The sequence below is a fragment of the Nocardioides furvisabuli genome (genome assembly GCF_021083185.1).
GTDB classification, from domain to species: domain Bacteria; phylum Actinomycetota; class Actinomycetes; order Propionibacteriales; family Nocardioidaceae; genus Nocardioides; species Nocardioides furvisabuli.
This window is the reverse complement of record NZ_JAIGQB010000001.1, coordinates 606,501-633,288: the sequence shown is the minus strand read 5'-3', so window position 1 is coordinate 633,288 and position 26,788 is coordinate 606,501. Positions and strand designations below refer to the sequence as shown.

Annotated in this window: 30 protein-coding genes; 2 read left to right on the top strand and 28 right to left on the bottom strand. The window is 70.2% G+C overall.

All coding sequences use genetic code 11. From position 1 onward, the window contains the following. The 7 genes from rpsM to K4G59_RS02935 all read right to left on the bottom strand — a co-directional run bounded on the left by rpsM (position 1) and on the right by K4G59_RS02935 (position 12,164). Positions 1-375: a 30S ribosomal protein S13 gene (rpsM, locus tag K4G59_RS02965; protein ID WP_056599771.1), complete on the bottom strand. Its 375-nt coding sequence runs from the start codon at positions 373-375 to the stop codon at positions 1-3. A gap of 243 nt (positions 376-618) precedes the next feature. Next, positions 619-732: a 50S ribosomal protein L36 gene (gene rpmJ / locus K4G59_RS02960; protein WP_004008316.1), complete on the bottom strand. Its 114-nt coding sequence runs from the start codon at positions 730-732 to the stop codon at positions 619-621. Between the two features lie 31 nt (positions 733-763). Then, complete coding sequence (infA, locus tag K4G59_RS02955) at positions 764-985, bottom strand: translation initiation factor IF-1 (RefSeq protein ID WP_056599768.1); 222 nt, start codon at positions 983-985, stop codon at positions 764-766. 219 nt (positions 986-1,204) lie between these two features. Then, on the bottom strand, positions 1,205-3,670 hold the full coding sequence (locus tag K4G59_RS02950; RefSeq protein ID WP_231249200.1) for a transglutaminase-like domain-containing protein: 2,466 nt from the start codon (positions 3,668-3,670) through the stop codon (positions 1,205-1,207). After that, positions 3,667-4,845 carry a DUF58 domain-containing protein gene (locus tag K4G59_RS02945; protein WP_231249199.1) on the bottom strand — a complete coding sequence of 393 codons (1,179 nt, stop codon included), beginning with the start codon at positions 4,843-4,845 and terminating at the stop codon, positions 3,667-3,669. Before K4G59_RS02945 ends, K4G59_RS02950 begins: the two co-directional genes overlap by 4 nt. Before the next feature lie 7 nt (positions 4,846-4,852). Next, positions 4,853-5,824, bottom strand: a complete 972-nt coding sequence (locus tag K4G59_RS02940) for an AAA family ATPase (protein WP_231249198.1) — start codon at positions 5,822-5,824, stop codon at positions 4,853-4,855. A gap of 67 nt (positions 5,825-5,891) precedes the next feature. Further along, entirely contained in the window at positions 5,892-12,164 is a 6,273-nt protein-coding gene (locus K4G59_RS02935; protein ID WP_231249197.1) for a fibronectin type III domain-containing protein, read from the bottom strand. Positions 12,165-12,328: 164 nt separating this feature from the next. Here K4G59_RS02935 and K4G59_RS02930 point away from each other — a divergent pair, with 164 nt between their 5' ends. Beyond that, a complete protein-coding gene (locus tag K4G59_RS02930) occupies positions 12,329-13,507 on the top strand; it encodes an FHA domain-containing protein (RefSeq protein ID WP_231249265.1) in 1,179 nt (392 codons plus the stop codon). Continuing rightward, a complete protein-coding gene (locus tag K4G59_RS02925) occupies positions 13,504-14,916 on the top strand; it encodes a serine/threonine-protein kinase (protein WP_231249196.1) in 1,413 nt (470 codons plus the stop codon). Before K4G59_RS02930 ends, K4G59_RS02925 begins: the two co-directional genes overlap by 4 nt. Positions 14,917-14,931: 15 nt before the next feature. On the opposite strand, the gene K4G59_RS02920 is transcribed toward K4G59_RS02925, so the two are convergent. The 21 genes from K4G59_RS02920 to rplB all read right to left on the bottom strand — a co-directional run bounded on the left by K4G59_RS02920 (position 14,932) and on the right by rplB (position 26,779). Further along, the gene (locus K4G59_RS02920; protein ID WP_231249195.1) at positions 14,932-15,963 is read right to left on the bottom strand and encodes a TerC family protein; all 1,032 of its coding nucleotides are present in this window, start codon (positions 15,961-15,963) and stop codon (positions 14,932-14,934) included. Between the two features lie 202 nt (positions 15,964-16,165). Next, entirely contained in the window at positions 16,166-16,990 is an 825-nt protein-coding gene (gene map / locus K4G59_RS02915) for a type I methionyl aminopeptidase (protein ID WP_231249194.1), read from the bottom strand. A gap of 7 nt (positions 16,991-16,997) precedes the next feature. Continuing rightward, positions 16,998-17,573 (bottom strand): adenylate kinase, encoded by a 576-nt coding sequence (locus K4G59_RS02910; protein ID WP_231249192.1) that lies wholly within the window; start codon positions 17,571-17,573, stop codon positions 16,998-17,000. Further along, a complete protein-coding gene (secY, locus tag K4G59_RS02905) occupies positions 17,574-18,869 on the bottom strand; it encodes a preprotein translocase subunit SecY (protein WP_231249191.1) in 1,296 nt (431 codons plus the stop codon). Between the two features lie 200 nt (positions 18,870-19,069). Continuing rightward, a complete protein-coding gene (gene rplO, locus K4G59_RS02900; protein WP_231249190.1) occupies positions 19,070-19,510 on the bottom strand; it encodes a 50S ribosomal protein L15 in 441 nt (146 codons plus the stop codon). A 1-nt stretch (position 19,511) separates the two neighbouring features. After that, positions 19,512-19,694 (bottom strand): 50S ribosomal protein L30, encoded by a 183-nt coding sequence (gene rpmD / locus K4G59_RS02895; protein WP_056599717.1) that lies wholly within the window; start codon positions 19,692-19,694, stop codon positions 19,512-19,514. Further along, positions 19,694-20,314, bottom strand: a complete 621-nt coding sequence (gene rpsE, locus K4G59_RS02890; RefSeq protein ID WP_207084064.1) for a 30S ribosomal protein S5 — start codon at positions 20,312-20,314, stop codon at positions 19,694-19,696. Before rpsE ends, rpmD begins: the two co-directional genes overlap by 1 nt. A gap of 46 nt (positions 20,315-20,360) precedes the next feature. Then, positions 20,361-20,744 (bottom strand): 50S ribosomal protein L18, encoded by a 384-nt coding sequence (rplR, locus tag K4G59_RS02885; protein ID WP_207084063.1) that lies wholly within the window; start codon positions 20,742-20,744, stop codon positions 20,361-20,363. A gap of 1 nt (position 20,745) precedes the next feature. Beyond that, the gene (rplF, locus tag K4G59_RS02880; RefSeq protein ID WP_231249189.1) at positions 20,746-21,288 is read right to left on the bottom strand and encodes a 50S ribosomal protein L6; all 543 of its coding nucleotides are present in this window, start codon (positions 21,286-21,288) and stop codon (positions 20,746-20,748) included. A 34-nt stretch (positions 21,289-21,322) separates the two neighbouring features. Then, a complete protein-coding gene (rpsH, locus tag K4G59_RS02875; RefSeq protein WP_231249188.1) occupies positions 21,323-21,742 on the bottom strand; it encodes a 30S ribosomal protein S8 in 420 nt (139 codons plus the stop codon). An 85-nt stretch (positions 21,743-21,827) separates the two neighbouring features. Next, positions 21,828-22,013, bottom strand: a complete 186-nt coding sequence (locus tag K4G59_RS02870; RefSeq protein WP_056599702.1) for a type Z 30S ribosomal protein S14 — start codon at positions 22,011-22,013, stop codon at positions 21,828-21,830. Between the two features lies 1 nt (position 22,014). Continuing rightward, a complete protein-coding gene (gene rplE, locus K4G59_RS02865) occupies positions 22,015-22,584 on the bottom strand; it encodes a 50S ribosomal protein L5 (RefSeq protein WP_207084061.1) in 570 nt (189 codons plus the stop codon). A gap of 1 nt (position 22,585) precedes the next feature. Next, positions 22,586-22,939, bottom strand: a complete 354-nt coding sequence (rplX, locus tag K4G59_RS02860) for a 50S ribosomal protein L24 (protein WP_224273054.1) — start codon at positions 22,937-22,939, stop codon at positions 22,586-22,588. A gap of 3 nt (positions 22,940-22,942) precedes the next feature. Continuing rightward, positions 22,943-23,311 (bottom strand): 50S ribosomal protein L14, encoded by a 369-nt coding sequence (gene rplN / locus K4G59_RS02855; protein ID WP_056599693.1) that lies wholly within the window; start codon positions 23,309-23,311, stop codon positions 22,943-22,945. A 124-nt stretch (positions 23,312-23,435) separates the two neighbouring features. Then, positions 23,436-23,720: a 30S ribosomal protein S17 gene (gene rpsQ, locus K4G59_RS02850; protein ID WP_207084059.1), complete on the bottom strand. Its 285-nt coding sequence runs from the start codon at positions 23,718-23,720 to the stop codon at positions 23,436-23,438. Further along, positions 23,717-23,959 carry a 50S ribosomal protein L29 gene (rpmC, locus tag K4G59_RS02845; RefSeq protein ID WP_207084058.1) on the bottom strand — a complete coding sequence of 81 codons (243 nt, stop codon included), beginning with the start codon at positions 23,957-23,959 and terminating at the stop codon, positions 23,717-23,719. Before rpmC ends, rpsQ begins: the two co-directional genes overlap by 4 nt. Continuing rightward, a complete protein-coding gene (rplP, locus tag K4G59_RS02840) occupies positions 23,959-24,378 on the bottom strand; it encodes a 50S ribosomal protein L16 (RefSeq protein ID WP_129453380.1) in 420 nt (139 codons plus the stop codon). Before rplP ends, rpmC begins: the two co-directional genes overlap by 1 nt. Before the next feature lie 4 nt (positions 24,379-24,382). Further along, positions 24,383-25,204, bottom strand: a complete 822-nt coding sequence (gene rpsC, locus K4G59_RS02835) for a 30S ribosomal protein S3 (protein ID WP_231249187.1) — start codon at positions 25,202-25,204, stop codon at positions 24,383-24,385. Next, a complete protein-coding gene (rplV, locus tag K4G59_RS02830) occupies positions 25,204-25,659 on the bottom strand; it encodes a 50S ribosomal protein L22 (RefSeq protein ID WP_231249186.1) in 456 nt (151 codons plus the stop codon). Before rplV ends, rpsC begins: the two co-directional genes overlap by 1 nt. Then, entirely contained in the window at positions 25,656-25,937 is a 282-nt protein-coding gene (gene rpsS, locus K4G59_RS02825; RefSeq protein ID WP_091109718.1) for a 30S ribosomal protein S19, read from the bottom strand. The genes rplV and rpsS overlap by 4 nt, the downstream gene beginning before the upstream one ends. Before the next feature lie 5 nt (positions 25,938-25,942). Then, on the bottom strand, positions 25,943-26,779 hold the full coding sequence (gene rplB / locus K4G59_RS02820; RefSeq protein WP_207084054.1) for a 50S ribosomal protein L2: 837 nt from the start codon (positions 26,777-26,779) through the stop codon (positions 25,943-25,945). Positions 26,780-26,788 lie beyond the last annotated feature (9 nt).

The window sequence follows — 26,788 nt, the reverse complement described above, 5'->3', positions numbered from 1 at the left end:
TCACTTCGCCTTCTTCTTGCCGGCGACGGTGCGCTTGGGGCCCTTGCGGGTGCGCGCGTTGGTCTTGGTGCGCTGACCGCGGACGGGGAGGCCCATGCGGTGGCGGCGACCCTGGTAGCTGCCGATCTCGATCTTGCGGCGGATGTCCGCCTGGACCTCGCGTCGGAGGTCACCCTCGATCTTGAAGTTGGCTTCGATCTCGTCGCGAAGCTTGACCAGCTCCTCGTCACCGAGCGTGTGGACCCGGGCGTTCGGGTCGACGCCGGTGGCGGCCAGGAGCTGCTGGGCGCGGGTACGGCCGATGCCGTAGATGTAGGTGAGTGCGATCTCGATGCGCTTGTCGCGCGGGAGGTCAACACCAACGAGGCGTGCCATGTGGCGGTTTCCTTGTCTGTTCTCGCAATGGTTTCTGGTCGTGTCGCGTCCCATCCCGCCTCGGGTGGGCTCCGGCCAGTGCTCCGGAGGTGACTTCGGTCAGGTGGTGCCCGACCTAGCGATCACGTTGTGTGTAGTTGTGCTGCTCTGGTCCTGCTGGGGTTCAGGCCCGCTTGCCGCAAGCGGCTGCGCGGCTCGCTCGGTCACTGTGCCCGGGCTTCGCCCGGTCTCAGCGACCTCGCATCACCCTTGGCGCTGCTTGTGGCGCGGGTTCTCGCAGATGACCATGACCCGGCCGTGACGGCGGATGACCTTGCACTTGTCACAGATGGGCTTGACGCTGGGGTTGACCTTCATGTCAACGAATCCTTGCTACTCGGCTGGACTGTCACTTGTAGCGGTAGACGATCCGACCCCGGGTGAGGTCGTACGGCGAGAGCTCCACCACCACGCGGTCCTCGGGGAGGATCCGGATGTAGTGCTGGCGCATCTTGCCGCTGATGTGGGCGAGCACCTTGTGCCCGTTGGCCAGCTCCACGCGGAACATGGCATTGGGAAGGGCCTCCACGACGGTGCCCTCGATCTCGATCACGCCTTCTTTCTTCGGCATGTCCTCCACAATCTGTTGCAGTGCTGTTTGATGATGCTCGGTGTCTACCGGTGGCCCGGGAACCGCCCGGCCCCGCGAGCGGGTGTCCGGTGGACCTCGTGGGCGGATCCGGGAACCTCATCCCGGGCACGCGACCGAGCCGTCTGGGACGAGTCGGTCGGGGTCCGGGCAGCCGCGAGGCGCCACGAAACACAGCCCACGTTGGGCCGACGAGCCAGTTTAGTCAGGCGCCCTGCGAGAACGCCAATCTGCGAGGCGTCGCACCCGTCCCGCCGATGTGGCGACACGCCCGGGCGCGGGGGTGACCCTCGCTGACGGGGCGGGGTCCGCGTCCGACGAGGGCGGCGACGACGTACGCCGCAGCGAGCGCAGGCTGATCGCCGCGCGCACGCGCTGCCAGCGGCCGACCTCCTGTGACATCGCGCGGCGCTCGGCGTCGATCGACTCCCAGTACGTCGCGGCGGCCGAGGCCTCCGGGACGCTGGGGCCGAACACGAAGCCGTCGGCACGCCGCGCGAGGACCGCGGCCCGGTCGGAGACGATGCCGACGGACTGCTCGCGACGGGTGACCGTGGGGCCGAGCGGGACGACCTGGCCGAGGTCGCGGGCGTGGTCGACCAGCTCGCGCCAGGCACCCACGAACCGCGCGGACGGCGAGCCGGCGCTGCGGCGCCGGTGACGACGCCACGCCTTGAGGCCGACGACCGCTCCCAGCAGCAGGACGAGCAGCAGCAGCGGAGCGCCGACGTAGGTGACGATGATCCCCACCCACCCGGGCAGGTCGGCGATGAGGCCCTCGTCCTCCTCCTCCTCGGGCTTCTTGCGGGTGGCCTTGCGCTCCTTGAGGTCTGCGTCGCTCTGCTCGCCGGCGTCGCTCGGCGGCGGGATGGGGTTGGGCGGCGGGATGACCGTGCCGGACATCGGGGTGTTGGTCTCCGGCACCTGGTCGGCCGGCGGCGTCCTCGACATGAAGGCATCGGTGGGCAGTGTCTTCCACGACCCGTCGGCAGCACGCAGCTCGACCCACGCCGCCACCTCCCGGCCCGTGATGCGCCCGCCCTCGGGCACCTCGGCCCCGAGCACGACCCGCGCCGGGACGCCGATGTCGTTGGCGATCAGCGCCATCGTGGCGGCGTACTGCTCGTCGTTGCCGACGATCTGCGGAGCGTTGACGAACTCGTCGGACAGCCTGGACACGCTGTGCCCGGCGACGTGGACGCGCTCGGTGCGACCCACCCCGTCGGAGTACTTGCCCTCGGTGCGCAGGTGCTCGGCGGCCGCCAGCACGCGGTCCATCGGGTCGGCGCCGGCGCCCTCGGTCCACTTCTCGGTGGGCCCCTGGATGAAGGCGGCACCCGGCGGCAGCGGCCACGACTGCTCGGCCGAGCCGACCGTCTCGTCGGTCAGCTCGTCGTCGGGCTGCACGGCGGTGAAGGAGTAGCGGTCGCCGGGCGCGAGCCCGCTGGGGACCACCGCGGTGGAGGTGGCGAGGTTGTAGCGGAAGATGTCGGCCTTGGCCCGCGCGTCGGCGGTCTCGAACCGCATCGACTGCAGCGCCCCGACGGTGGGCAGCCAGACCCCGGTCCAGCCCTCGCCGAGGGTGACGCTGACCTCGACCTCGTCGCCCTCGACGGGGTTGTCGATGGTGGAGGAGACGCGCTGGAAGGCGTCATCGGCCGGGCCCGGAAGGGCGTTGTCGCTCGCGCCCCACACCATCGCGTCGTAGCGGTCCATGGTCGCGAAGCGCACCCGCGTCCCGGGCTCGACGCCCTCGACGTCGAGGAGGACCTTGTCGTGGACGTTGGCGGGGTCGTTGCGGCCCCGGAGGTCGATGTACTTGCGGAACCCGGCCAGCGGGGAAGGGTAGCGGCCGATGTCGAAGGGCGGCTCGACCCAGTTGCGGGCCACCGCCCGCTCGTCGCCGACCCACCCGCTCGCCGGGAGGGCGAGGCCGGCCGCGAGGACGACCATCGCGACGGCACCGGCGCTGCGGACCCACGACGTGCTGCCGCCCTGGACCGACACGCTCGCCCGACGGGCGCGCACCGCGAGCCACGCCAGCGCGAGCGCCGCGAAGACCGAGCCCTGGAGCAGCAGCGACTGCGGGTGGCGTACGCCGAGCACGATGGCGCCGGACAGCACGGCGGTCATCGCGAGCACGGGCAGCGCCGCCGACAGCCACACGCGCCGGACCGGCAGGTGGGCGAGCGCGAGCCCGACCAGCCCCGCGAGCAGGCCCGACATCCACGGCAGCACCAGCAGCGGACCGTCCCCGTCCACCGGCGGCAGCGTGGTGAGCAGGTCCTTCCAGCCGAAGACCGCCTGGTCGGCGACACGGGCCAGGGTCGTGGCGCCCGGAAGCACGGAGGTGTCGCCCAGCGACCGCAGGCACAGCGGGCCGCCGAGCAGGAAGAACAGGCCCAGGCAGATCACCACCGCCGAGACGACCGGCCAGCCCGCGGCGCGCGTCAGGTGGGTCACCACGACGGCGACGACGACGCCGAGCACGCCGACGACGAGGTACGCCGACCCGGTGAAGGAGGTGCCGAAGGCGGTGAGCGCGACGACAGCGAGGGCGGTCGTGAACGCGATGTCGGTCCACGCGTGCCGGTCGGGCACGAGCGCGTGGGGACGCACCCGCGTGGTGGTCCCGGTGGCGCCGGTGCGTCGCGGGCTGTCGGTCATCGCACGCTCCATCGCAGCAGGCCGCCGAGGTCCTCCGCGGCGGCGAGGTGGAGGACGGGGAGGCCACCGGTCTCGGTGACCCGGCTGGTGCCGTCGGGCTCGACGACGATGCCGAAGCGGCGCACCTCCGGCGGGAACGCTGCCGCCGCGCGCAGCAGGTCGGTGAACTCCGTGGCGCTGCCGCCGACGAAGAACGCCAGGCTGGTGTCGGGGGCCAGCATGCTGGCCCGGCGACCGGACTCCACGACGCCGCGGGGGCCGAAGTCGGCACGGCACACCGCGTCGAGGGCCAGGTGGCCGTCGGAGCCGGACGAGGCGTGCGACCCGCAGACGAAGGAGACGTCGAACTCGTCGAGGACTGCGCGCACGGCGATGGACGCCGCGACCGTCATGGCCGTCTCGAAGTCCTCGGGGTCGCCCCACGCCGGAAGCCGGTCGTCGACCACGATGGTGGCGTGGCTGCGTCGGGTGTCGAGGTACTGGCGCACCAGCAGGGCCGACTCCCCCGTCGACGCCATCACCTTCGCCGACGAGCGCCAGTGGATGTGGCGCAGGTCGTCACCGGGGACGTACTCGCGCAGCGCGTGGAAGGCGAGGTCGCTCTGGCTGACCGCGTCGGTCGAGACGCCCTCGAGGTCGCGCAGCAGGCCCGCGCCCAGCGACTCCACGGGCACCAGGTGCGGGCGCACGAGCACCTCGCGCACCGGGGTCCACACCACGTCGCGCGAGAAGATGCCGACCGGGTCGCCGCGTCGGGTCATCGCCGGCCCGACCGGGATCACGCCGCGCCGCTCGGTGCGGATGGTGAAGGACTCCTCGTGGGTGGCCCCGGGGGCGAGCGAGGAGATGCCGTAGCGGTGGATCGCGGAGCCGACCGGCACCTCGAGCGTCGTCGGGACCAGGCGCGAGGACGCCCGGTTGGTCACCGCGACGCCGGCGGCCACGGACTCCCCCGCCGCCACCCGCTCGGGCTGCAGGCGCAGGTCGACCACGACCGACGTCGTGCCGAGCAGGAACGGCAGGGCGAGCACCAGCAGGGCCAGGCACGCCACGGACAGCACCGCGAGCTCGCGCCACTGCGCGACCTCGGCGACGACGCCCGTGCCGAGCCCGATCACGAGGAGCAGCCAGCCGACCGGCCGGACGACCTCGAGTGCCTGGGTGATGCGCTCCATCGACTCCTCAGGCCCCCACGCGGTCCGTCGGCGGCGCGACGGCGTCGAGCAGGCGCGAGATCACGGTCTGGACGTCGACCCCGCTGAACTGTGCCTCGGCGTCGAGCAGCACCCGGTGCGAGAGCACCGGCTCGGCGAGGTCCTTGACGTCGTCGGGCACGACGTGGTCGCGGCCGTCGGCGGCCGCCCAGGTCTTGGCGACGCGGACCAGCGCGAGGCAGCCGCGGGCCGACAGGCCGAGCTTGACGTGGGGCTGGCGACGGGACTCCTCGGCCAGCTCGGCGACGTAGCCGATGACGGCCGGGTCGACGTAGACCTGGTCGGCCAGGCCGCTCATCTGGGCGATGGTCGCGGCCGTGATCACCGGCGTGACCAGGGAGGCGCGATCGCGCACCGCGGCGTTGTTGAGCAGCTCGACGGTGGCCTGACGGTCGGGGTAGCCGATGGAGCTCTTCATCAGGAAGCGGTCCAGCTGGGCCTCGGGCAGACGGTAGGTGCCTGCCTGCTCGATCGGGTTCTGGGTGGCGATCACGAGGAACGGCCTGCCCACCGGGTGCGCGACGCCGTCGACGGTGACGCGCCCCTCCTCCATCACCTCGAGCAGCGCCGACTGGGTCTTGGGCGAGGCGCGGTTGATCTCGTCGGCCAGCACGATCGTGTGGAAGATCGGCCCGGGGTGGAACTCGAAGGTGCCCTTGTGCTGGTCGTAGACCGTGACGCCGGTGACGTCGGAGGGCAGCAGGTCGGGCGTGAACTGGATGCGCGCGTGGCTGCCCTGCACGGTGTTGGCGAGCGCGCGGGCCAGCATCGTCTTGCCCGTCCCGGGGAAGTCCTCCAGCAGGATGTGGCCTTCGGAGAGCAGGCAGGTCAGCGCCAGGCGTACGACGTGGCGCTTGCCGAGCACCGCCTTCTCCATGTTGTCGGTGAGCTGGTCGAAGGTGGACTTGAACCACTCGGCCTGTTCGGGGGAGATCGTCATGACGGGTCCTCTGCTGCAGGGCGGGATCGTGGGGTGCGCGGGGTTGCGCGTCGCCGGGTCAAGCGCCTCACCAGTCCTTCCAGCCGGTGCCACCGGCTTGGTAGTCGCCCTGCCCGGGCGAGAAGTCGGGAGTGGTGCAGTTGAGGGCGACCGCACCGGCCGCGATGGCGCCGTAGTGGTAGGCGTTGCCACCTCGCGCGTCCACCGGGTCGACGGAGAAGAGGATGTCGGACTTGAAGCGCCTCTGGATGGTGCACGTGTAGCGCGACTGGAAGCCCCGGACGCTGAACTGGATGAAGGCGCAGTTGTCGTGCTCGCAGGTGTCCCCGGTCCATCCGCGCGAGCCGCAGTCGGGGACGTCAGCGGGCCTGTCGGACCTCGTCGAGCACCGGTCGCCGCTCCTGAAGATGACGAGCTCGGGCTCCGGGGGCTCACCCGTGCTGGCCTCGGCCGTCCGGGAGACCGGCCCGCGCCCGTTGGCCGCGTCGGCCAGCGAGACGGTGAGGCGCTCCTTCGCGCGCCAGCCCAGCTTGAGGTTCTGTGTCTGGACCGTCCACGAACCGGCGGGCACCTGGAACGTCTGGCTGCGCTCGGACGAGCTGACGGTGAGGGTCGCGGGGCGGCCGTTCGAGGTGCCCGCGATCACCCACGACAGGTTCTGGGAATCGATGACCGGCTGGATCGAGGAGATGTGGTCGCTCACCAGTGGCCCGTAGGTCTGCACGTTCTGGACCCCGCTCAGGGTGCAGCCCGTGGGGGCGTCCTCGTTGCACACCCGCAGCTGGACCGGGTAGGGCTGCTCGTTGTCCCGCGTCTGCACTCGCGTGGTGACGGCGCCGGTCTGTTGCGCGAACGTCTTGACGACCAGCCCGGCGACCAGGATCTCGACCCTGCTGGTGCTGCCGCGCGCGTCAGGCACCGTGTAGGAGACCTGGGCGTCCTGGTTGGCACCCGTGGGCACCACCTGGTAGGCACCCCACGCGGCGGGTCGGCCGACGGCCTCGATGGCCGTGCCCTCGCTGGGGGTCGAGCGGTTGGCGATGTTGGCGGCCACGACCCGGTAGGTGTAGGTGAGACCGTCGTAGGGAACCCCGCTGTGCACGCACGTCAAGGAGGTGACGCGCTGGCAGCCGGGCACCGGCGCGGAGCCGGTGCCGGTGTTGTAGCTCACCGAGTAGACGGTGGGCCCCGGCCCCTCGGGCAGCACCGACTGCCACGAGACACGGACGTCGGTCTGGTTCGGGCCCGACTCGAGGTCGGCGACGGCCGGCGCCGCCGGGGCCGGCGGCGTGCCGAGCGGCTGGAGCTCAGGTGACTGCCGCACCCCGGAGTAGTCGACCTCGTTCTGGGCCTTGATGAAGAAGACGTACTTGGTGTTGTTGTCGAGCCCGGTGGCGACGAAGCGCGGGGAGTCACCGGGCACCGTCACGCCGTTGGGACTGCCGGCATAGGTGATCGTGTAGTCGACGATCGGGGACGTCGTCGTGGACGGCTTGTCCCACGCGATCGTGATGGTTCCGTCGCCGCGGTCGGTCATCCGGATGTTCTGCACGCGCCCGGGGGCCGTGTCGGCCTGGGCGGTCTGCGACAGGTCGCTGAACTCGCTCGCGCCGACGCGGTTGACCGCCTGCACGCGGAAGTTGTAGTTGCGGCCGTTCTTCAGGTTCCGGAAGACGCACTCGTTGGTGTCGCAGCGCTGCCTGGCGCCGGTCCTCTCCTCGCGCACCACGTAGTGGAGGACGGGTGCACCGCCGTCGTCGTCCGGCGGGGCCCAGCCCATCTCGACCGCCCCGGAGCGCTGGGCGTCGGGGTAGGTGCGCGGGACACCGGGGGCCTCGGGCACGCCCACGACCTGGAACTCGATGCGGCCCTCGGCTCGACGCGAGCTCGGCGGGTCGTCGATGGACACGTCACTGACCACCAACCTGAAGCTCGCCCGCACGCCGCGGGTGTCCTTGGCCGCCGTGAGGGTGAGCCGGCTACCGCTGACCGAGGCGCGTACGCCGGGGCTGCCGGTGTTGTCGACCGTGACGATCCTCGGCTCCGGGTCGGCCACCCCGGCCTCGAGGTAGGAGCCGACGTCGAAGGTGCGGCTCTGGCCGGCCTCCATCGTCTCGACCCGGATGGGCAGCAGGCGCGGCGCCGGGGCCTGGGCCAGGCGGAAGCGCACCTCCTGGGTGTTGCTCCCCTGCGCCTGCACCGTGAGGACGGCCTCGCCGCCCTGGGTGGCCGTGTCGGCCACCGTGATCGCGACGACCGATCCGTCCGGGTCGGAGACGTCGACGCCGTCGACGCCCTGGGACCACTCGGCGCTGTAGGACAGGCCCGCGACGTCGCGGGGGTCGGGAGTCGACACCGAGCAGAAGGTCGCGATGTCGAGGTCGTAGCGCTGGCCCGCCGTGATCGGCACCACCGTCGAGGGACACTCGAGCGTCGGCGTGTCGTCGCCGACCTGGACCGGGATCGACAACAGCACCGTCGCCCCGTCCTCGGTGGTCGAGGCGTCCTCGTTGCCGCTGGCGTCGCGAGCCGACGTCACCTCGACGAGCAGCGCGCCCGGGCCGCGGAAGCCGGCGGCCGCGGACAGCGAGAAGCGGTTGTCGCCGTCGGGGCCCGCCTGGAGCTCCTGCGGCGACGCCGACCAGGAGCGGCGCCCCGAAGCCAGACGTACGTCGGCACCGTCGGGCGCCGCGACGTAGTCGGAGATCCTGCCGGTCACCGTCTCACCGGCGTCGAGCTCGATCCGGGCGTCGGGCAGGACGTAGGGCAGGCCGTTGCCGGTCGGCGGGATGTAGACCGATGCGACGGCGGTGGCACCGTCGGCGTCGCGCACCTCGAAGGGCAGCACCTTCGGCGCCTCCCCGCGGTTCGCGCGAACCTCCACCCCGTCGACGACCCTGGCGGACGGGTCCCCGCCCACGCCGGTCACCTCGAGCGACTCGGCGGCGCCGTCGGGGTCGTAGGCGCCCTCGAGCACGTCGACCACGACGCTGCCGCTGTCGTCGGCGCGGCCGAACGCGTCGTAGACGATCGGCGGGTTGTTGAAGCCGTCGGCCGTCTCGAGGGTCATCGTGGAGCGCGATTCGCTGAGACCGTTGGTCACCCGGTAGACCAGGGTCGTCGGCGGGTCGTCGAGCGTGTCCGGCGCCGGCACGGTGACGAGGTTGGTCTCGGGGTCGAGTCGAGCACCGTCGGGCTTCTCGAGCAGCTCGATCTCCACGGAGTCGCCCGGGGCGATGAAGTCGTTGGCCAGCGGGTCGAAGGTCGCCGTGCGGCCCGGCTCGACGGTGAGCCGGTCCTCGACGGCCAACGGCGGCTGGGGCTGGCCCGGCGCCACCACGGCCACGCGCACGGTGCCGGTGGCGAAGGCGCCCTGGGAGTCGACGACGGCGTAGCTGAACTCGTCGGTGCCGACGGTGCGCGGGTAGGCCTGGTACTCGAGGAAGTTGCCGCCGTAGGACACGATCCGTCCCAGCCGCGGCGCGGAGGTGATGCCGGTGACGGTGACCGGGTCGCCGTTGCGGTCCACGCCGATCCCGGGCACACGGATCTTGACCTCGTCGCCGGAGACGACCCGCCCCTCCAGGGTCGGCGGCTCGGGCGGGTCGTTGGGGTCGTCGTTCGGGATGACGGTGACCTGCAGGCGGCCGTTGGCGCGCTGGCCGTCGAGGTTCTGCGCGACGTAGGTGACGGTGTAGGTGTCGCGCTCCTCGACCTGCGCAGGAGCGACGTAGCGCACGATGCGGCCCGACACGAACGCCTTGCCGACGTCGCCGGTCACGTCGATCGGCGGGACCACCTCGAGCTGACCCGGGGCGGGGCTGTCCACCAGGTCGCCCAGCAGCGTCAGCCGGTCGCCCGAGGGCGACACGTCGTTGTCGAGCACGGGCGCCGAGACCGAGGCGCCTGCGCGCACGACCACCCGGTCGGCGACGGTGATGGGCGTGTTGTCGGCCGGCTTGGGCCGTTGGGTGACCACGACCTCGCCGCGCACGCCGGAGCTGGTGCCGTTGCTGATCGTGTAGGAGAGGGTCTGCGTCGCGGGAGCCACGTCCGGGCGCAGGGCCGAGATCCGCAGCCACCTTCCCTCGATGATCGCGACGTCCAGGTCTCCGGCGCTGTCGGCGGCGGCACGCTGGACCACGAGGAGGCCACCGGCCGGGTCGAGGTCGTTGGCCAGCACGTCCACGATCCCTGGGGCCTGGCCGTAGATGCTGAGCGTGTCGGGCATCGCGATGGGCTCCGCAGCCCGCTTGGGCGTGGGTTTCACGTCCACCCGGACCGTGCCCTGGTCGAGCGGGGCGTTGCCGTAGCCGGCGTCGTAGTTGAGGAAGAAGGTGCCGGCGCGCTCCCCGGTGAAGGTCAGCTGGCCGGCCTCGAGGTCGGAGACGATCCGGGCACCGGGCTGCTGGGGCACCTTGCCCGCCAGCGCCAGCTCTGCGTTGGGGGCGTTGGGGTCCGAGCCGGGGAGGTCGTTGAGCAGGGGGCGGATCTTGATCGGCTGGCCGACCTCACCCCGGACCACGTCGGGCTCGGCGCTCGGCGCGAAGGCCTTCTGGTCCTTGGGCGCCTGGACCTGGAAGCCGATGGACGTGCGGACCGGCTCGGAGCGACCGTCGGTGACCGCGAGCTCCACGCGCACCAGCTGCTGGCCCGCGGAGACCGTCCGCGGCGCCGTGAAGCGGATCCGTCCGTCCGCCGTGGTCCGCGCGGACGCACCGGTCGCCTCGCCGTTGACCGCCTTCGCCGAGTCGAGCAGCAGGGTGTCGCCGTCGCTGTCGTCGCGCCAGTCGGCGAGCACGGGCACAGCGAGGGCGCCGCCGTGCGGCACCTTGTAGGTCGGCTTCTGGTAGCCCTCGCGGAGCTCCGGCGGCTCGTTCTGCAGCTCGCCACGCACCCTGACCTCGACGCTGGCGTTGGCCGTGACGCCGTTGCGGCCGTCGTCGATGAAGTAGTCGAAGGTCGCAGGTCGCGCGTCCTCCGGCATCTGCAGCACCAGTGTCTGGCCGTCGGGGCTGATCTCCACGCGGGCGCCACCGGTGGGCTGGTCGACGTCGACGATGCTCAGGATCCGGCCCTCGGGGGCGGAGTCGTTGTCGAGCGGGTGCAGGACGGTGGTGCGCCCTGCGCGTACGCCGTAGGAGTCGGGCTCGGCCCGCGGCGGACGCCGGTCGGCGTCGGCCTGGTTCTCGTTCTCGTTCTCGTCGTCCTGGCTCTTCTTCTTCGAGGTGAAGGCTTCCCAGTTGTCGATCTTCCGCGGACGGTCCTGCTGGACGTCCCACACCGTGCCGCTGTTGGCGTCGTTGAGCACGATCTCGCCCCGGTTGACCCGGAAGGCGAGGCTGGTGGCGTCGCCGCCCAGGGCGTCCTGGTTGACCTCCTGCGACCCGCACTGCACCGCGACCGCGCCGACACCGCCGGACCAGGCGCCGAAGACGCAGGCGCCGAGGCGGACGGGCTCCACGGGCGTGCCCGACCGGTCGGAGATCGAGGTGACCTCGCCGGAGCCGAGGTCGACGCCCAGCAGTCCGTCGGGGGCACCGACGAGCACGGCGTCGGAGGAGGGTCCGGCCTGCTGCAGCACGCTGTCGACCGGCACGGTGGTGGTGGCGCCGCCGACGACGCTGAGCACGCCGGCGTCGGCGTCGAGGGTGACGATCCGGTCGCCGACGGTCGTCACGTGGGAGACCTGGCCGGCGCCGCCGGGCAGGTCACGGGTGTCGGGCTCGGCGAACCCGGCGTCGCGGGGGGACACCGTCGTGACGGTGCCCTCCTCCGAGGAGGTGACGACGATCGTGCCGTCCTGGGCGACGGCCAGCGCGGCGCCCTCGCCTGCTTCGGCGATCGGGTCGGCCTGGCGGTCGACGGCGCTCATCACCGGCTTGCCGAGCTGGTCGTCGTAGCGCACGGCCCAGAGCTGCCCGGTCTCGGCGTCGACGCTGGCCAGGGTCGAGCCGGCCATCTGCACGTCGCCCGAGGTCGGGACCGCAGCAGTGCCCCCGTCCTGGGACTCCAGCTTGCTCGTGTCGATGGCCTGGCCGCGGCTGGCGTTGAGGTTGAGGCTCACGACGGCGGCGCCGTCCTGGACGACGTCGAGGCGTGTCCTGCCCTCGGGGCTCGGCACGACTCCGTCGAGCTGGTTGATCGGCTTGTTCAGCCGACCCGACCAACCCTTCTTGCCGTTGACGACCCAGATGCCGCCGTCGTTGAGCTCGGCCTCGTGCTTCTTGTACCCACTCGCCGTGACGGCGTAGACGACGACCGCGCCGGTCGCGACGGCGAGCGCGACCGCCGAGGCGATGCCCACCCGGTGCCGGCGCACGAAAGCCCCACGTGCCACGCCATTCCCCCTTGGCCACACCCGGTGACGTGCGCCCGCCGCAGTCAACCACAGGAGGGTAGGTAAGCAGTCGAGATTCCGACAAGTCCGGAGCTCCTGCGGTGGGCACGGGCGATGGGTGATGATGGAGGCGTGGGCGTGCACGAGGGGAGCCGACGTTGATCGTGGAGGCGAGCTACACCGGGGGAACCGGTGTGCTGCTCGGCAGTGGCGCCCACTGGGTGCTGATGACCGATCCCGGCGACGAGCAGGTCGTGGAGGAGGTCTGGGAGGCGCTGTCCATGACCGCGCCGTCCGGGGCCGGCGTGGTCGAGCGCGTGCTGGCGATCGTCGAGAAGGCGTTCGCCGGTGACCCTCCGGGACTCGCGGTCGTCGACTTCACCTCCGGTGCCTCGACGACGCTGTCGCGCGGGGCCGGGAACGTACGCCTGTCCGGCCCGGCGCGTGTCCTGAGCCTCGACGCCGGGGCCGGCGCCGATCGCCCGGCGAGCACCCGGCGCCTCGTCGGCGGTGTGGTCGCCGCCGACCGTGTCGAGCTGCGGCCGCTGTCGGTGCGCACCGCACCGCCGGTGCAGCGCGCCGAGGAGGTGGTGGCACCCGCCCCCGCGGGCGTTCCCCTCATCGACGGCATCCCGGCCGCGATCCTCGCCGCGAAGGGCCCTGACGGGCCGCCGCCGCGCACCCGGACCCTGCGACCGGTGCAGGACACCGGATCGCTCACCGACACCTCGGAGCCCGACCCCCTGCTGGTGCAACGGATCGAGGAGGGGGCGCACACCACGATCCGGCCGGCCTCCGCGCCCCACACCGTCCCCGAACCCGACGACCACGACGGGGCCACCACCCTCCGTCCGGCCCACCTCTCCCACCCGACGGCGCCCACGGTGCTGGCGGTGAGCTGCCCGCTCGGCCACCTCACGCCCCCGGCCTCGCCGCAGTGCCGCGTCTGCCACCAGCGGGTCGCACCGCAGGAACCGCGACGCGTGGACCGGCCGCCGCTCGGGGGGCTGCGCCTGCCGACCGGGGAGGTGGTGCCGCTCGACCGTGGCGTCATCCTGGGCCGCAAGCCCGCCCCGGCCCAGGACAGCACCGACTGGCCGCACCTGGTGCACCTGCCCGCCGACCACTCGTTCGTCTCGCGCCGGCACCTGCAGATCGAGCTCGACGGCTGGGACGTGGTGGCCCGCGACCTCGACAGCCGGGGCGGCACCACCATCGCCCCGCCCGGGCGTGAGCCGCAGCGCATGACGGCAGGCGACGCCTACGTGCTCGAGGCCGGTACGGTCCTCGACATGGCGCACGTCTACGCGGTCCGCTACGAGACGGGGGCGACCGCCCGGTGAGTGCTCCGGTCATCCCCGGGTTCGCCTTCGTCGAGCACCTGGGCAGCGGCGGCTTCGCCGACGTGTTCCTCTACGAGCAGCAGTGGCCGCGCCAGCGGGTCGCGGTGAAGGTCGTGCGCCCCGACGTGCCCCTCACCGACCGCGAGAAGTACCTCTTCACCGCCGAGGCCAACGCGATGGCGCGCCTGGCCGACCACCCCTACATCGTCTCGGTGATCACGGCAGGAGTGACGGCGGAGGGCGGGCGACCGTTCCTGGTCATGCGCTACTGCCCGCCGCCGGACCTCGGGATCCGGGTGCGCTCCAACCCGATGGCCCCGGTCGACGCCGTCGCCACCGGCATCAAGCTGGCGAGCGCCATCGAGACCGCCCACCGCTCGGGCATCCTGCACCGCGACATCAAGCCGAGCAACGTGCTCGTGACGACCTATCACGAGCCGGCCCTCACCGACTTCGGCATCGCGGGGCACATGGCGGACGTCGAGGGCGACGACGACGTGCGGATCTCCTACCCCTGGTCGCCCCCCGAGCTCCTCGACGGCCGCTCCAACGGCTCGGTGGCCTCCGACGTCTACTCGCTCGGCGCCACGATCTGGCACCTGCTGGTGGGGCGCTCCCCCTTCTCCATCCCCTCCGGCGACAACTCCACCCGGGCGCTGAGCGCACGCATCCTGCACGCCGCTCCCCCGGCCACCCAGCGACCCGACGTGCCGCCCGCCCTCGACCGTCTCCTCCAGCAGTGCCTGGCGAAGCGACCCGAGCACCGGCCCTCCAGCGCGTTGGAGCTCGCCCGCGCGCTGCAGCGCATCGAGTCGGCCGCGGGCTGGGCGCGCACCGCGGTCGCGGTGGAGGGCGACCGGCCCGACTCCTCGGTCGCCGCGCCCGAGGTCGCGGAGGCTGCCGAGGACGCCACCGCGATGAAGCCGGTGACCGTCATCTCCGCCAGCGGTCCGCGCCGCATCGCCGCGCAGGTGCCCGCGCCGGTCGCCGAGGAGGACGAGGAGGACCACAGCCGGGTCTCGGGGCTGGTGTGGACCGGTGTCGGTGCCGCCGTGCTCGCACTCGTCGTGGGCTACCTCGTGCTCGGCGGCGGGGGCGATCGCGAGGAGGACCCGGGGGTCGTGCTCCCGACCGGCTCCCTCACGCCCAGCCCCGTCGTGCCGGACGTGCTGACCGAGGCACCGAGCCTGACCGGGGCACGTACGCCGCGCGGCGTGCTCTTCGAGTGGCGTCCACCGGTCCCGGTCGAGCCCGGCGACTCCTTCAGCTACCACCGCGACGACACCGACGCCTACGGCAGCACCACCCGGCAGCGCCTGCTGGTGCGCACCGACGAGCCGATCTGCCTCGACGTGCGGATGACGCGAGGGTCGGACAACTCCCCCACCGCGAAGGAGTGCGTCACCTGAGGCAGCGTCAGGACGTCAGTCGTCCTGGAAGTCGCGGCGCGGACCCGACCTGGCGTCCTGCTCCTCCGCGGTCATCCGGCTGGAGGCCCACAGGGACAGCACCGCGGTGATCGCCAGCGTGGCGACGATGACCACGAGGGAGAGCCAGATCGGGATCTCGAGCCAGTCGTAGTCGAGGTGCTGGCCGCCGTTGATGAAGGGCAGCTCGTTCTCGTGCAGGGCGTGGAAGAACAGCTTCACGCCGATGAAGGCCAGCAGGAAGGCCAGGCCGTACGACAGGTAGATCAGGCGCTGGAGCAGGCCCCCGATGAGGAAGTAGAGCTGGCGCAGGCCCATCAGCGCGAAGATGTTGGCCGTGAGCACCAGGTAGGGCTCCTTCGTGATGCCGAAGATCGCCGGGATCGAGTCCAGGGCGAACAGCAGGTCGGTGGTCCCGAGCGTGAGGATCACGATGAACATCGGGGTGATCATGCGCTTGCCGTTGTCGACGGTGAACAGGCTCTTGCCGTGCCACTCCGAGGTCGCCGGGAACCGGCGCTCGATGAAGGCGACGAGCTTGTTCTCCTCGAACTCGTCCTCGTCCTCGTCCTCGGCGCCCTCCTTGGCCAGCTTGACCGCCGTGTAGACCAGGAAGATGCCGAAGAGGTAGAAGATCCAGCTGAAGTTGCTGATCGCCGCGGCGCCCACGGCGATGAAGATCGCGCGCATGGCCAGCGCCATCACGATGCCGATCATCAGGGCGTACTGCTGGAGCTCCCGCGGCACGGCGAACTTGGCCATGATGATGATGAAGATGAAGAGGTTGTCGATGGAGAGGGAGTACTCCACGAGCCAGCCGGAGTAGAACTCCAGGGCCGACGTTCCACCCGAGGTGTACCAGACGCCGAGGCCGAAGAGGACGGCCATGCCGACGTAGATGGAGAGGTAGGTCGCGCACTCCTTCATGCTCGGCTCGTGCGGGCGGCGCCCGACGACGGCGAGGTCGAAGGTGAAGATCGCGAGGGTCACCACGGCCGTGGCGATCCAGACCCAGGTGGGGACGTCCACTCTGTTGCTCCTTGAGGTGGGGTGGGGTGCGGGTCCGCGCTGCACGCGGACGCCGGAGGTCTCTTCCGCTCGCGTCAGCGCGAACCAGTGGCACCGGGCCCCGCTCGCGCAAGGGCCGTGCTGACGACACCACCACTACGGGGAATACTCCCCTCCAACCCGCTCAGTCTTCCACGCGCCCGCGACGGCGCGTGAAATGCCGTCAGCGTCCGCCGAAGGGGACACCCAGCGCGGCGAGCCGCTGCTCGCCGCCGTCGACGGCGGTCAGCACCCACGTGCCGACCGGCGTGACGGTGAAGGTGTGCTCGAAGTGGGCGGCGTACGAGCCGTCGACCGTCGCGACGGTCCACTCGTCCTCGAGCAGGTCGGTGTGCTTGCTGCCGAGCGTCACCATCGGCTCCACGGCCAGCGCCAGGCCCTCCACGATCGAGGGGCCGCGGCCGCGTCGACCGACGTTCGGCACGTTGGGCGCCATGTGCATCTCGGTGCCGATCCCGTGGCCGGTGTAGTCCTCGAGGATGCCGTAGCGCCCCTCGGAACGGACGTGCGACTCGATCGCGTGGCTGATGTCGCACACGCGCCCGCCGAGCCTGGCCGCGGCCATGCCGCGCCACAACGACTCCTCGGTGACCCGCAGGAGCTCGCGCACGTCGTCGGCGATCTCGCCGACCGGGACCGTGATGGCGGCGTCGCCGTGCCACCCCTCGACGATCGCGCCGCAGTCGATGGAGATGACGTCACCGTCGGCGAGCACGCGGCCCCCGGGGATGCCGTGCACGACCTCGTGGTTGACCGAGGCGCAGATCGTCGCCGGGAACGGCGGGTGGCTGTAGCCCTTGAACGACGGGATGCCACCGTGGTCGCGGATGTTGGTCTCCGCGAGCGTGTCGAGCTCGAGCGTCGTCACCCCGGGACGGACCGCAGCGCGCAGGAGCTCGAGGGTCTCCCCCACGAGCCGGCCCGCGACCCGCATCAGGTCGATCTGCTCGGGCGTCTTGATCTCGATCCCACGGTCGCGGAAGCCCATGGCGGGCTCAGCTCTGCGGGATCGCGTCGAGGGCGGCGAAGATGCGGGCCGTCACGTCGTCGACCTCACCCATCCCGTCGATCTCGATGAGGATGCCCCGGTCGCGGTAGACCCCGATGAGCGGCTCGGTCTGCTCGGAGTAGACCTCCTGGCGGCGCCGGATCACGTCCTCGGTGTCGTCGGTGCGACCGTCGGTCTGCGCCCGCTGGAGCAGGCGCTGCACGAGCTCCTCGGGGTCGACCGTCAGCACCACGACCGCGTCGAGCTGGTGGCCGGTGAAGCCGATCATCCCGTCGAGCTCGGTGACCTGCGCGAGGGTCCGCGGATAGCCGTCGAGCAGGAAGCCCGGGCGGGCGTCCTCCTCGTCGATCCGGTTGCGGACCATGTGGTTGGTGACCTCGTCGGGGACGTACTCACCGGCGTCCATGTAGCGCTTGGCCTCCACGCCCAGAGGCGTGCCCTGCGAGACGTTGGCCCGGAAGATGTCTCCTGTGGAGATGGCCGGTACGCCGAAGTGATCGGCCACGAAGCGGGCCTGCGTGCCCTTGCCCGCACCCGGCGGGCCCATGAGGATGAGTCTCATCTACTTCAGGAATCCTTCGTAGTTTCGCTGCTGGAGCTGGCTCTCGATCTGCTTCACCGTGTCGAGCGCGACGCCGACCATGATGAGGATCGAGGTGCCTCCGAACGGGAAGTTCTGGCTGGCCTCGATCGCCGCGAAGGCGATCAGGGGCACGAGCGAGATCAGGCCGAGGTAGATCGCTCCAGGGAACGTGATGCGGGACAGGACGTAGGACAGGTAGTCCTCGGTCGGCTTGCCCGCCCGGATCCCGGGGATGAAGCCGCCGTACTTCTTCATGTTGTCCGCCACCTCGACAGGGTTGAAGGTGATCGAGACGTAGAAGTACGTGAAGAAGATGATCAGCGCGAAGTAGGTGATCATGTAGAGCGGGTGGTCGCCGCCCACGAGGTAGGTGCCGATGAAGTCCAGCACGGGGTTGCTGGTCTCGGGGTTGAACTGCACGGCCATCGCCGGCAGGTAGAGCAGTGACGAGGCGAAGATGACCGGGATGATGCCGGCCTGGTTCACCTTGAGCGGGATGTAGGTCGAGTTGCCGCCGAACATCTTGCGCCCCACCATGCGGCGGGCGTACTGCACCGGGATGCGGCGCTGCGCCTGCTCGATGAAGATGACGGCCGCGACGAGGATCAGGCCGATGACCATCACGACGCTGAAGACGAGCCAGCCCTTGGAGGTCTGCACGCCCCACAGGGCGGCCGGGAAGGTGGCGACGACCTGCGTGAAGATCAGGATCGACATGCCGTTGCCGATGCCGCGGTCGGTGATGAGCTCACCGAGCCACATGATGACGGCGGTGCCGGCGGTCATGGTGACCACCATGACCAGGAACGTGCTGGTGGAGTCGTCGTGCAGCAGGTCGCGGGTGCAGCCCTGGAGCAGGGCGCCGTTGCGCGCGAGTGCGACGATGCCGGTCGCCTGGAGCACGGCGAGGCCGAGGGTCAGGTAGCGGGTGTACTGGGTGATCTTGGCCTGACCGGCCTGCCCTTCCTTCTTCAGCGCCTCGAGCCGTGGGATCACCACGACGAGCAGCTGCAGGATGATCGAGGCCGTGATGTACGGCATGATCCCCAGCGCGAAGATGGTGAGCTGGAGCAGCGCACCGCCGGAGAAGAGGTTGATGAGGCTGTAGAGCCCGCCCTCCTCCAGCTGGCTGATGCAGGCCTGGACGTTGGCCACGTTGACACCCGGGGTGGGCACCTGCGAGCCGAGCCGGAAGATCGTGATGATCAGCAGCACGAACAGCAGCTTGCGCCGCAGGTCCGGCGTCCGGAAAGCGTTGGCGAACGCGCCTAGCACTGGTTCCTCTTTCGTAAGGGTGCCCAACCAGGATCGGCGGGCGGACGAGAGTCCCGCACCGTTGCACGGTGCGGAGCCCGGGGAAGCCTAACAGTCGGGGTCGGACCCGCTTCCCCCCGAGACACAAGGAGAACGACGAAGGCCCGGCCGACAGTTCCCACTGTGCGGCCGGGCCTTCATCAGATGAGCGATCGGTGGCCTCAGGCCACGGTCGCGGTGCCGCCTGCAGCCTCGATCTTCTCCCTGGCGGAGGACGAGAACGCGTTGGCGCTGACCTGGACGGCCACCGAGATGTCGCCCTGGCCCAGCACCTTGACGGGCTGGCCCTTGCGGACCGCCCCCTTGGCGACGAGGTCGGCGACGGTCACGGTGCCGCCGTCGGGGAAGAGCTCCCCGAGACGGTCGAGGTTGACGACCTGGAACTCCACGCGGAAGGGGTTCTTGAAGCCCTTCAGCTTGGGCAGGCGCATGTGGATCGGCATCTGGCCACCCTCGAAGGCGACCGGAACCTGGTAGCGCGCCTTGGTGCCCTTGGTGCCACGGCCGGCGGTCTTGCCCTTCGAGGCCTCACCGCGACCCACACGGGTCTTCGCGGTCTTGGCACCCGGAGCGGGACGCAAGTGGTGCAGCTTGAGCGTCATGTCACTCCACCTCCTCGAACGTCACCAGGTGACGGACGGTGTTGATCATGCCTCGGATCTCGGGGCGGTCTTCCTTGACGACGACGTCGCCGATCCGCTTGAGACCGAGCGAACGGAGCGTCTCGCGCTGGTTGGCCTTCAGGCCGACCAGGCCGCGCTTCTGCTGGACCTTGAGCTGTGCCATTACTGCTGCACCCCCGCCGTCGCCTCGAGCTGGCCCTCGGCGCGCGCACGGAGCAGCGCAGCCGGGGTGACGTCCTCGACCCGCATGCCACGGCGAGCAGCCACGGCCTCGGGCTCCTCGAGCATCCGCAGGGCCTCGACCGTCGCGTGGACGATGTTGATCTGGTTGGACGAGCCGAGCGACTTGCTCAGCACGTCGTGGATGCCGGCGCACTCGAGCACCGCGCGCACCGGACCACCGGCGATGACACCGGTACCGGGAGCGGCGGGACGCAGCAGGACGACGCCTGCGGCCTTCTCGCCCTGCACCGGGTGCGGGATGGTGCCCTGGATGCGGGGGACCTTGAAGAAGTGCTTCTTGGCCTCCTCGACACCCTTGGCGATCGCGGCGGGGACTTCCTTGGCCTTGCCGTAGCCGACGCCGACCAGGCCTTCACCGTCACCGACGATCACGAGGGCGGTGAAGCTGAAGCGACGACCACCCTTCACGACCTTGGCGACACGGTTGATCGCCACGACTCGCTCGATGTAGACAGACTTCTCGGCCTGGCCACGACCGTTGTCGCGTCCGCGACGGTCGCCCGAGCCACCGCTGCGCTGTCCGCGCTGGGCTCCGCTCATGAGATGTGCTCCATATCTAAGTTCTCTCTCTGGTCGCGTGAGGCGATCAGAAGGACAATCCGCCCTCCCGGGCGGCATCGGCGAGGGCCGCGATGCGACCGTGGTACTTGTTCCCGGCACGGTCGAAGACGACGTCCTCGATCCCAGCCGCCTTGGCGCGGGAGGCGACGAGCTCGCCGACCTTCTTCGCCTTGGCGGTCTTGTCGCCGTCGGTGCCGCGGACGTCGGCCTCCATGGTGGAGGCGTAGGCCAGCGTGGCGCCCTGGAGGTCGTCGACGACCTGCACCGAGAGGTGCTTGGCCGACTTGGTGACCACCAGGCGCGGACGCTCGGCGGTGCCGTTGATGCGCTTGCGACCACGCGCCTGGCGGCGCAGCCGGGCACGGACGCGGTTCGCGGTGTGCTTGTTGTTGCTCAGCGAGATCGCCATGTCACTTACCGGCCTTTCCGACCTTGCGACGGATGTGCTCGCCGGCGTAGCGCACGCCCTTGCCCTTGTAGGGCTCGGGCTTGCGGAGCTTGCGGATCTTGGCCGCAGTCTCTCCGACAAGCTGCTTGTCGATGCCGACGACACCGAGCTTGGTCGGGCCCTCGACGGTGAAGGTGATGCCCTCGGGGGCGTCGAAGATGATCGGGTGCGAGTAGCCGAGCTGGAACTCCAGCTGGGTCGGCCCCTTCGGCAGCACGCGGTAACCCACGCCCACGATCTCGAGCTTCTTCTCGTAGCCCTCGGTGACACCCACCACCATGTTGTTGATGAGCGTGCGGGTCAGGCCGTGGAGCGAGCGGCTGTTGCGCTCGTCGTCGGGACGCTGCACCTCGAGGATGCCGTCCTCGCCCTTGGCGACCGTGATCGGCGCCGCGATGGTGTGGGACAGGGTGCCCTTGGGGCCCTTGACCGTCACCAGCGACTCGTCGATCGCGACGTCGACACCGGACGGGACCGCGATGGGGAGCTTGCCAATGCGCGACATGCTTCTCTCTCTTCCTGGTCTCAGTTGGTCCGGGTCACCAGACGTAGGCGAGGACTTCGCCGCCCACGCCCTTCTGGTTCGCCTGGCGGTCGGTCAGCAGTCCCTGCGACGTCGAGATGATCGCGACGCCGAGGCCACCGAGGACCTTGGGCAGGTTGGTGCTCTTGGCGTAGACACGCAGGCCGGGCTTGCTGATGCGGCGTACGCCGGCGATCGAGCGCTCCCGGTTGCGGCCGTACTTCAGCGTCACCGTCAGCGTCTTGCCGACGGCGGGCTCGCCCTCGGCGGACACGTTGTCGACCACGTCGTAGGAGGTGATGTAACCCTCCTGCTTGAGGATCTCCGCGAGGCCGGCCTTCATCTTGCTGTAAGGCATCGACACCACGTCGTGGTACGCCTGGTTGGCGTTGCGCAGACGAGTGAGCATGTCTGCGATCGGGTCAGTCATCGTCATGATGGGTTCTTTCTCGTCGTGGTTTCGAGCGGCGCGCGGCCGGCCCGACCTTCAACGTGTTGAGGTGGTTACCAGGAGACCGTGGTCACCAGGAGGACTTGGTGACTCCGGGCAGCTCGCCGCGGTGTGCCATCTCCCGCAGGCAGATGCGGCACAGGCCGAACTTGCGGTAGACGGACTTAGGACGGCCGCAGCGCTGGCAGCGGGTGTAGCCGCGGACAGCGAACTTCGGCTTGCGAGCGGCCTTGACCTTGAGGGAAGTCTTCGCCATGTCAGTTCTCCTTGAACGGGAAGCCGAGCTGCTTGAGCAGCGCACGACCCTCGTCGTCGTTGGTGGCGGTGGTCACGATGGTGATGTCCATGCCACGCGACCGGTCGATCTTGTCCTGGTTGATCTCGTGGAACATGACCTGCTCGGTGAGACCGAACGTGTAGTTGCCGCGACCGTCGAACTGCTTCGGCGAGAGACCGCGGAAGTCACGGATGCGGGGCAGCGCCAGCGACAGCAGGCGGTCGAGGAACTCCCACATGCGGTCGCCGCGCAGCGTGACGTGCGCACCGATCGGCATGCCCTCGCGCAGCTTGAACTGCGCGATGGACTTGCGGGCCTTCGTCACGGCCGGCTTCTGGCCGGTGATCGCGGTGAGGTCGCGGATCGCGCCCTCGATCAGCTTGGAGTCGCGAGCAGCCTCGCCGACACCCATGTTGACCACGATCTTGGTCAGGCCGGGGACCTGCATGATGTTGGCGATGTCGAACTCGGTGCGCAGGGCGGGGACGATCTCCTCGCGGTAGCGCGCCTTGAGCCGAGGAATCTCGGTGGTCTGGGTGGTCTCGGCCATCTCAGATCTCCTTGCCGGTCTTGCGGGACACGCGGACCGAGCGGCTGGCGGTGTAGGTCGAGCCGTCGGGACGGCGCTTGGTGACCTCGTCGCGGCGGAAGCCGACGCGGGTGACGCCGTCACCCTCGACCAGCATCACGTTGGACACGTGGATGGGCGCCTCGCGGGTGATGATGCCCCCGGTCGTGCCGGTCTGCTGGACGGACTTGGTGTGGCGCTTGACGAGGTTGACGCCCTCGACGATCAGCCGGTCCTCCTCGCGGAGCACCGAGATGACCTTGCCCTGGGCACCCTTGTCCTTGCCGGCGATGACCTTGACGGTGTCGCCCTTCTTGATGTTCATGCTCTTACCCATCTCTCACAACACCTCCGGGGCGAGCGAGATGATCTTCATGAAGCGCTTCTCGCGCAGCTCACGACCGACGGGGCCGAAGATGCGCGTGCCGCGCGGCTCACCGTCGTTCTTGAGGATGACGGCGGCGTTCTCGTCGAATCGGATGTAGGAACCGTCGGCGCGGCGACGCTCCTTGACGGTGCGTACGACCACGGCCTTGACGACGTCGCCCTTCTTGACGTTGCCACCGGGGATCGCGTCCTTGACGGTGGCGACGATGACGTCACCGATGCCGGCGTAGCGACGCCCAGAGCCACCGAGAACACGGATGCAGAGGATCTCCTTCGCACCGGTGTTGTCGGCGACCTTGAGTCGCGACTCCTGCTGGATCATTGGTTTCTCCTGGTTGTCGAGCTGGTTCTCATGCCCTCGCGGGGCACGAGCCTGGCCGAACTGGTGGGGTTCTGTGCTGGGAGTGGGTCCGGGTGGGGCGAGCGGGGCTCACCTCACCGAGGGCTCACTTGGCCTTCTCGAGGACCTCGATCAGGCGCCAGCGCTTGGTGGCGGACAGCGGACGGGTCTCCATGATCAGGACCCGGTCACCGATGCCGCACTGGTTGGTCTCGTCGTGCGCCTTCAGGCGCGACGTCTTGCGCATCACCTTGCCGTAGAGCGCGTGCTTCACACGGTCCTCGACGGCCACGACGATGGTCTTGTCCATCTTGTCGCTCACGACGAGGCCCTCACGGACCTTGCGCTGGTTGCGCTCGTCAGCCGACTGGGTCGCAGTGTTCTCGCTCATGCCTTCGCCTCTTCGTTGGTGCCCGGCGTGGTGCGGATGCCGAGCTCGCGCTCGCGGACCACGGTGTAGATGCGGGCGATGTCCTTCTTGACCACGCGGAGCCGGCCGTGGCTGTCCAGCTGGCCGGTGGCCGCCTGGAACCGGAGGTTGAACAGCTCCTCCTTGGCCTCGCGCAGCTTCGCCTCCAGGTCGGTGGCGTTGAGCTCGTCGAGCTCGTGGGCGTTCAGCTTGGTAGCCATCAGAATTCACCGGCCTCACGGGAGATGAACCGGCACTTCATCGGGAGCTTGTGCATCGCGCGGCGCATGGCCTCGCGGGCAGTCGTCTCGTCGACGCCGGAGAGTTCGAACATGACGCGGCCGGGCTTGACGTTCGCCACCCACCACTCGGGGGAACCCTTGCCGGAACCCATGCGGGTCTCGGCAGGCTTCTTGGTCAGCGGGCGGTCCGGGTAGATGTTGATCCAGACCTTGCCGCCACGCTTGATGTGACGGGTCATGGCGATACGGGCCGACTCGATCTGTCGGTTGGTCACGTAGTGACCCTCGACCGCCTGGATGCCGAAGTCACCGAAGGCCAGCGTGGTGCCGCCCTTGGCAACGCCACGGCGCTTGGGGTGGTGCTGCTTGCGGTGCTTGACGCGACGGGGCATCAACATGAGGTCAGGCCTCCTGTCCGGTGCTCGGGGCAGCCTCGGCCGCGGGGGCCGCCGGGGTCTCGGCGGTGCCCTCGCTGCGAGGAGCGCGGTCTCCACGCGAGCCACGGCTCGGGCGGTCGCCGCCACGGGTGTTGGGACGGCCGCCGCTACGGCCGGGGGCACCGGCGCGGGCGGCCTGCTGGGCCTGGCGCTCGGCACGGGTGCCGGCGACCTCGCCCTTGTAGATCCAGACCTTCACGCCGATGCGGCCGAAGGTGGTCTTGGCCTCGTAGAAGCCGTAGTCGATGTCGGCGCGGAGGGTGTGCAGGGGCACGCGGCCCTCGCGGTAGAACTCCGTACGCGACATCTCGGCACCGTTGAGACGACCCGAGCACTGGATCCGGATGCCCTTGGCACCGGAGCGCATCGAGGTCTGCATCGCCTTGCGCATGGCACGACGGAACTGCACACGGCCCGCGAGCTGCTCGGCGACGCCCTGGGCGACCAGCTGAGCGTCGATCTCGGGCTGCTTGACCTCGAGGATGTTCAGCTGGACCTGCTTGCCCGTGAGCTTCTCGAGCTCGCCGCGGATGCGGTCGGCCTCGGCGCCGCGGCGACCGATGACGATGCCCGGACGCGCGGTGTGGATGTCCACCCGGACACGGTCGCGGGTGCGCTCGATCTCGACCTTGGAGATGCCGGCCCGCTCCATGCCCTTGGAGAGCAGCTTGCGGATGGCGACGTCCTCACCGACGTAGGACTTGTAGAGCTTGTCGGCGTACCAACGGCTCTTGTGGTCGGTGGAGATGCCCAGGCGGAACCCGTTCGGGTTGATCTTCTGGCCCATCAGGCACCCTTTCCGTTCTTGGTGGCGCGGCCCTTGTTGCCCGGCTTGGCGGTGGTGAGCGCGTCGGCCGGCTGCACCACGAGGGTGATGTGGCTGGTGCGCTTGTTGATGCGGGTGGCACGGCCCTGGGCACGCGGACGCCAACGCTTCATCGTCGGGCCCTCGTCGACCATCGCGACCGAGAGCACGAGGTCGGCCCGGTTGAGCCCCTCGGTGGTCTCGGCGTTGGCGACGGCGCTCTCCAGCACCTTGTAGACGGTCTCGGAGGCGGCCTGCGGCGCGAACTGCAGCAGGGTGAGGGCCTCGTCGACCTGGAGGCCGCGGACCATGTCCACGACACGGCGGGCCTTCATCGGGGTGATCCGCACGTAGCGTGCGCTGGCGAAGGCGCCCGACTGGTCGCCGAGCAGCGACTCGCGGCGCGCGCTGGTGCGGCTGCGCTCGGTGGTGCTCATCGGCGACGCCCCTTCCGGTCTTCCTTCACGTGCCCGCGGTAGGTGCGGGTCGGTGCGAACTCCCCGAGCTTGTGGCCGACCATGGAGTCGGTCACGAAGACAGGGACGTGCTTGCGACCGTCGTGCACGGCGATGGTGTGACCGATCATGTCGGGCACGATCATCGACCGGCGCGACCAGGTCTTGATGACGTTGTGGCTGCCCTTCGCGTTCTCGGCGTCCACCTTCTTCTGAAGGTGGTCGTCGATGAAGGGGCCCTTCTTCAGGCTGCGAGGCATGTCGGTTACTTCCTACCCTTGCCGGACTTGCGACGACGGATGATCTGGGAGTCGCTGGCCTTGCGCTTGCGCGTACGGCCCTCGGGCTTGCCCCAGGGGGAGACGGGGTGGCGACCACCGGACGTCTTGCCCTCACCACCACCGTGCGGGTGGTCGACCGGGTTCATGACGACACCGCGGACGGTCGGGCGAACGCCCTTCCACCGCATGCGGCCGGCCTTGCCCCAGTTGATGTTGGACTGCTCGGCGTTGCCGACCTCACCGATCGTGGCGCGGCAGCGCACGTCGACGAAGCGCATCTCGCCCGAGGGCAGGCGCAGCGTCGCGCGGCTTCCCTCACGGGCGACCAGCTGGGCGGAGTTTCCGGCCGAGCGGGCGATCTTCGCGCCGCCGCCCGGTCGCAGCTCCACGCAGTGGATGGTCGTACCGACCGGGATGTTGCGCAGCGGGAGGTTGTTGCCGGGCTTGATGTCGGCATTGGGGCCCGACTCGACCGGCGTGCCCTGCACGAGGCCCTTGGGGGCCACGATGTAGCGCTTCTCGCCGTCGGCGTAGTGCAGCAGCGCGATGCGGGCGGTGCGGTTGGGGTCGTACTCGATGTGAGCGACCTTGGCCGGCACGCCGTCCTTGTCGTAGCGACGGAAGTCGATGATGCGGTAGGCGCGCTTGTGACCGCCACCCTTGTGACGGGTGGTGATGCGGCCCTGGTTGTTGCGGCCGCCGTTCTTGGGCAGCGGACGCGTCAGCGACTTCTCGGGCGTGGTCCGGGTGATCTCGACGAAGTCGGCCACCGACGAGCCACGACGGCCCGGGGTGGTCGGCTTGTACTTGCGGATAGCCATATCAGTTCC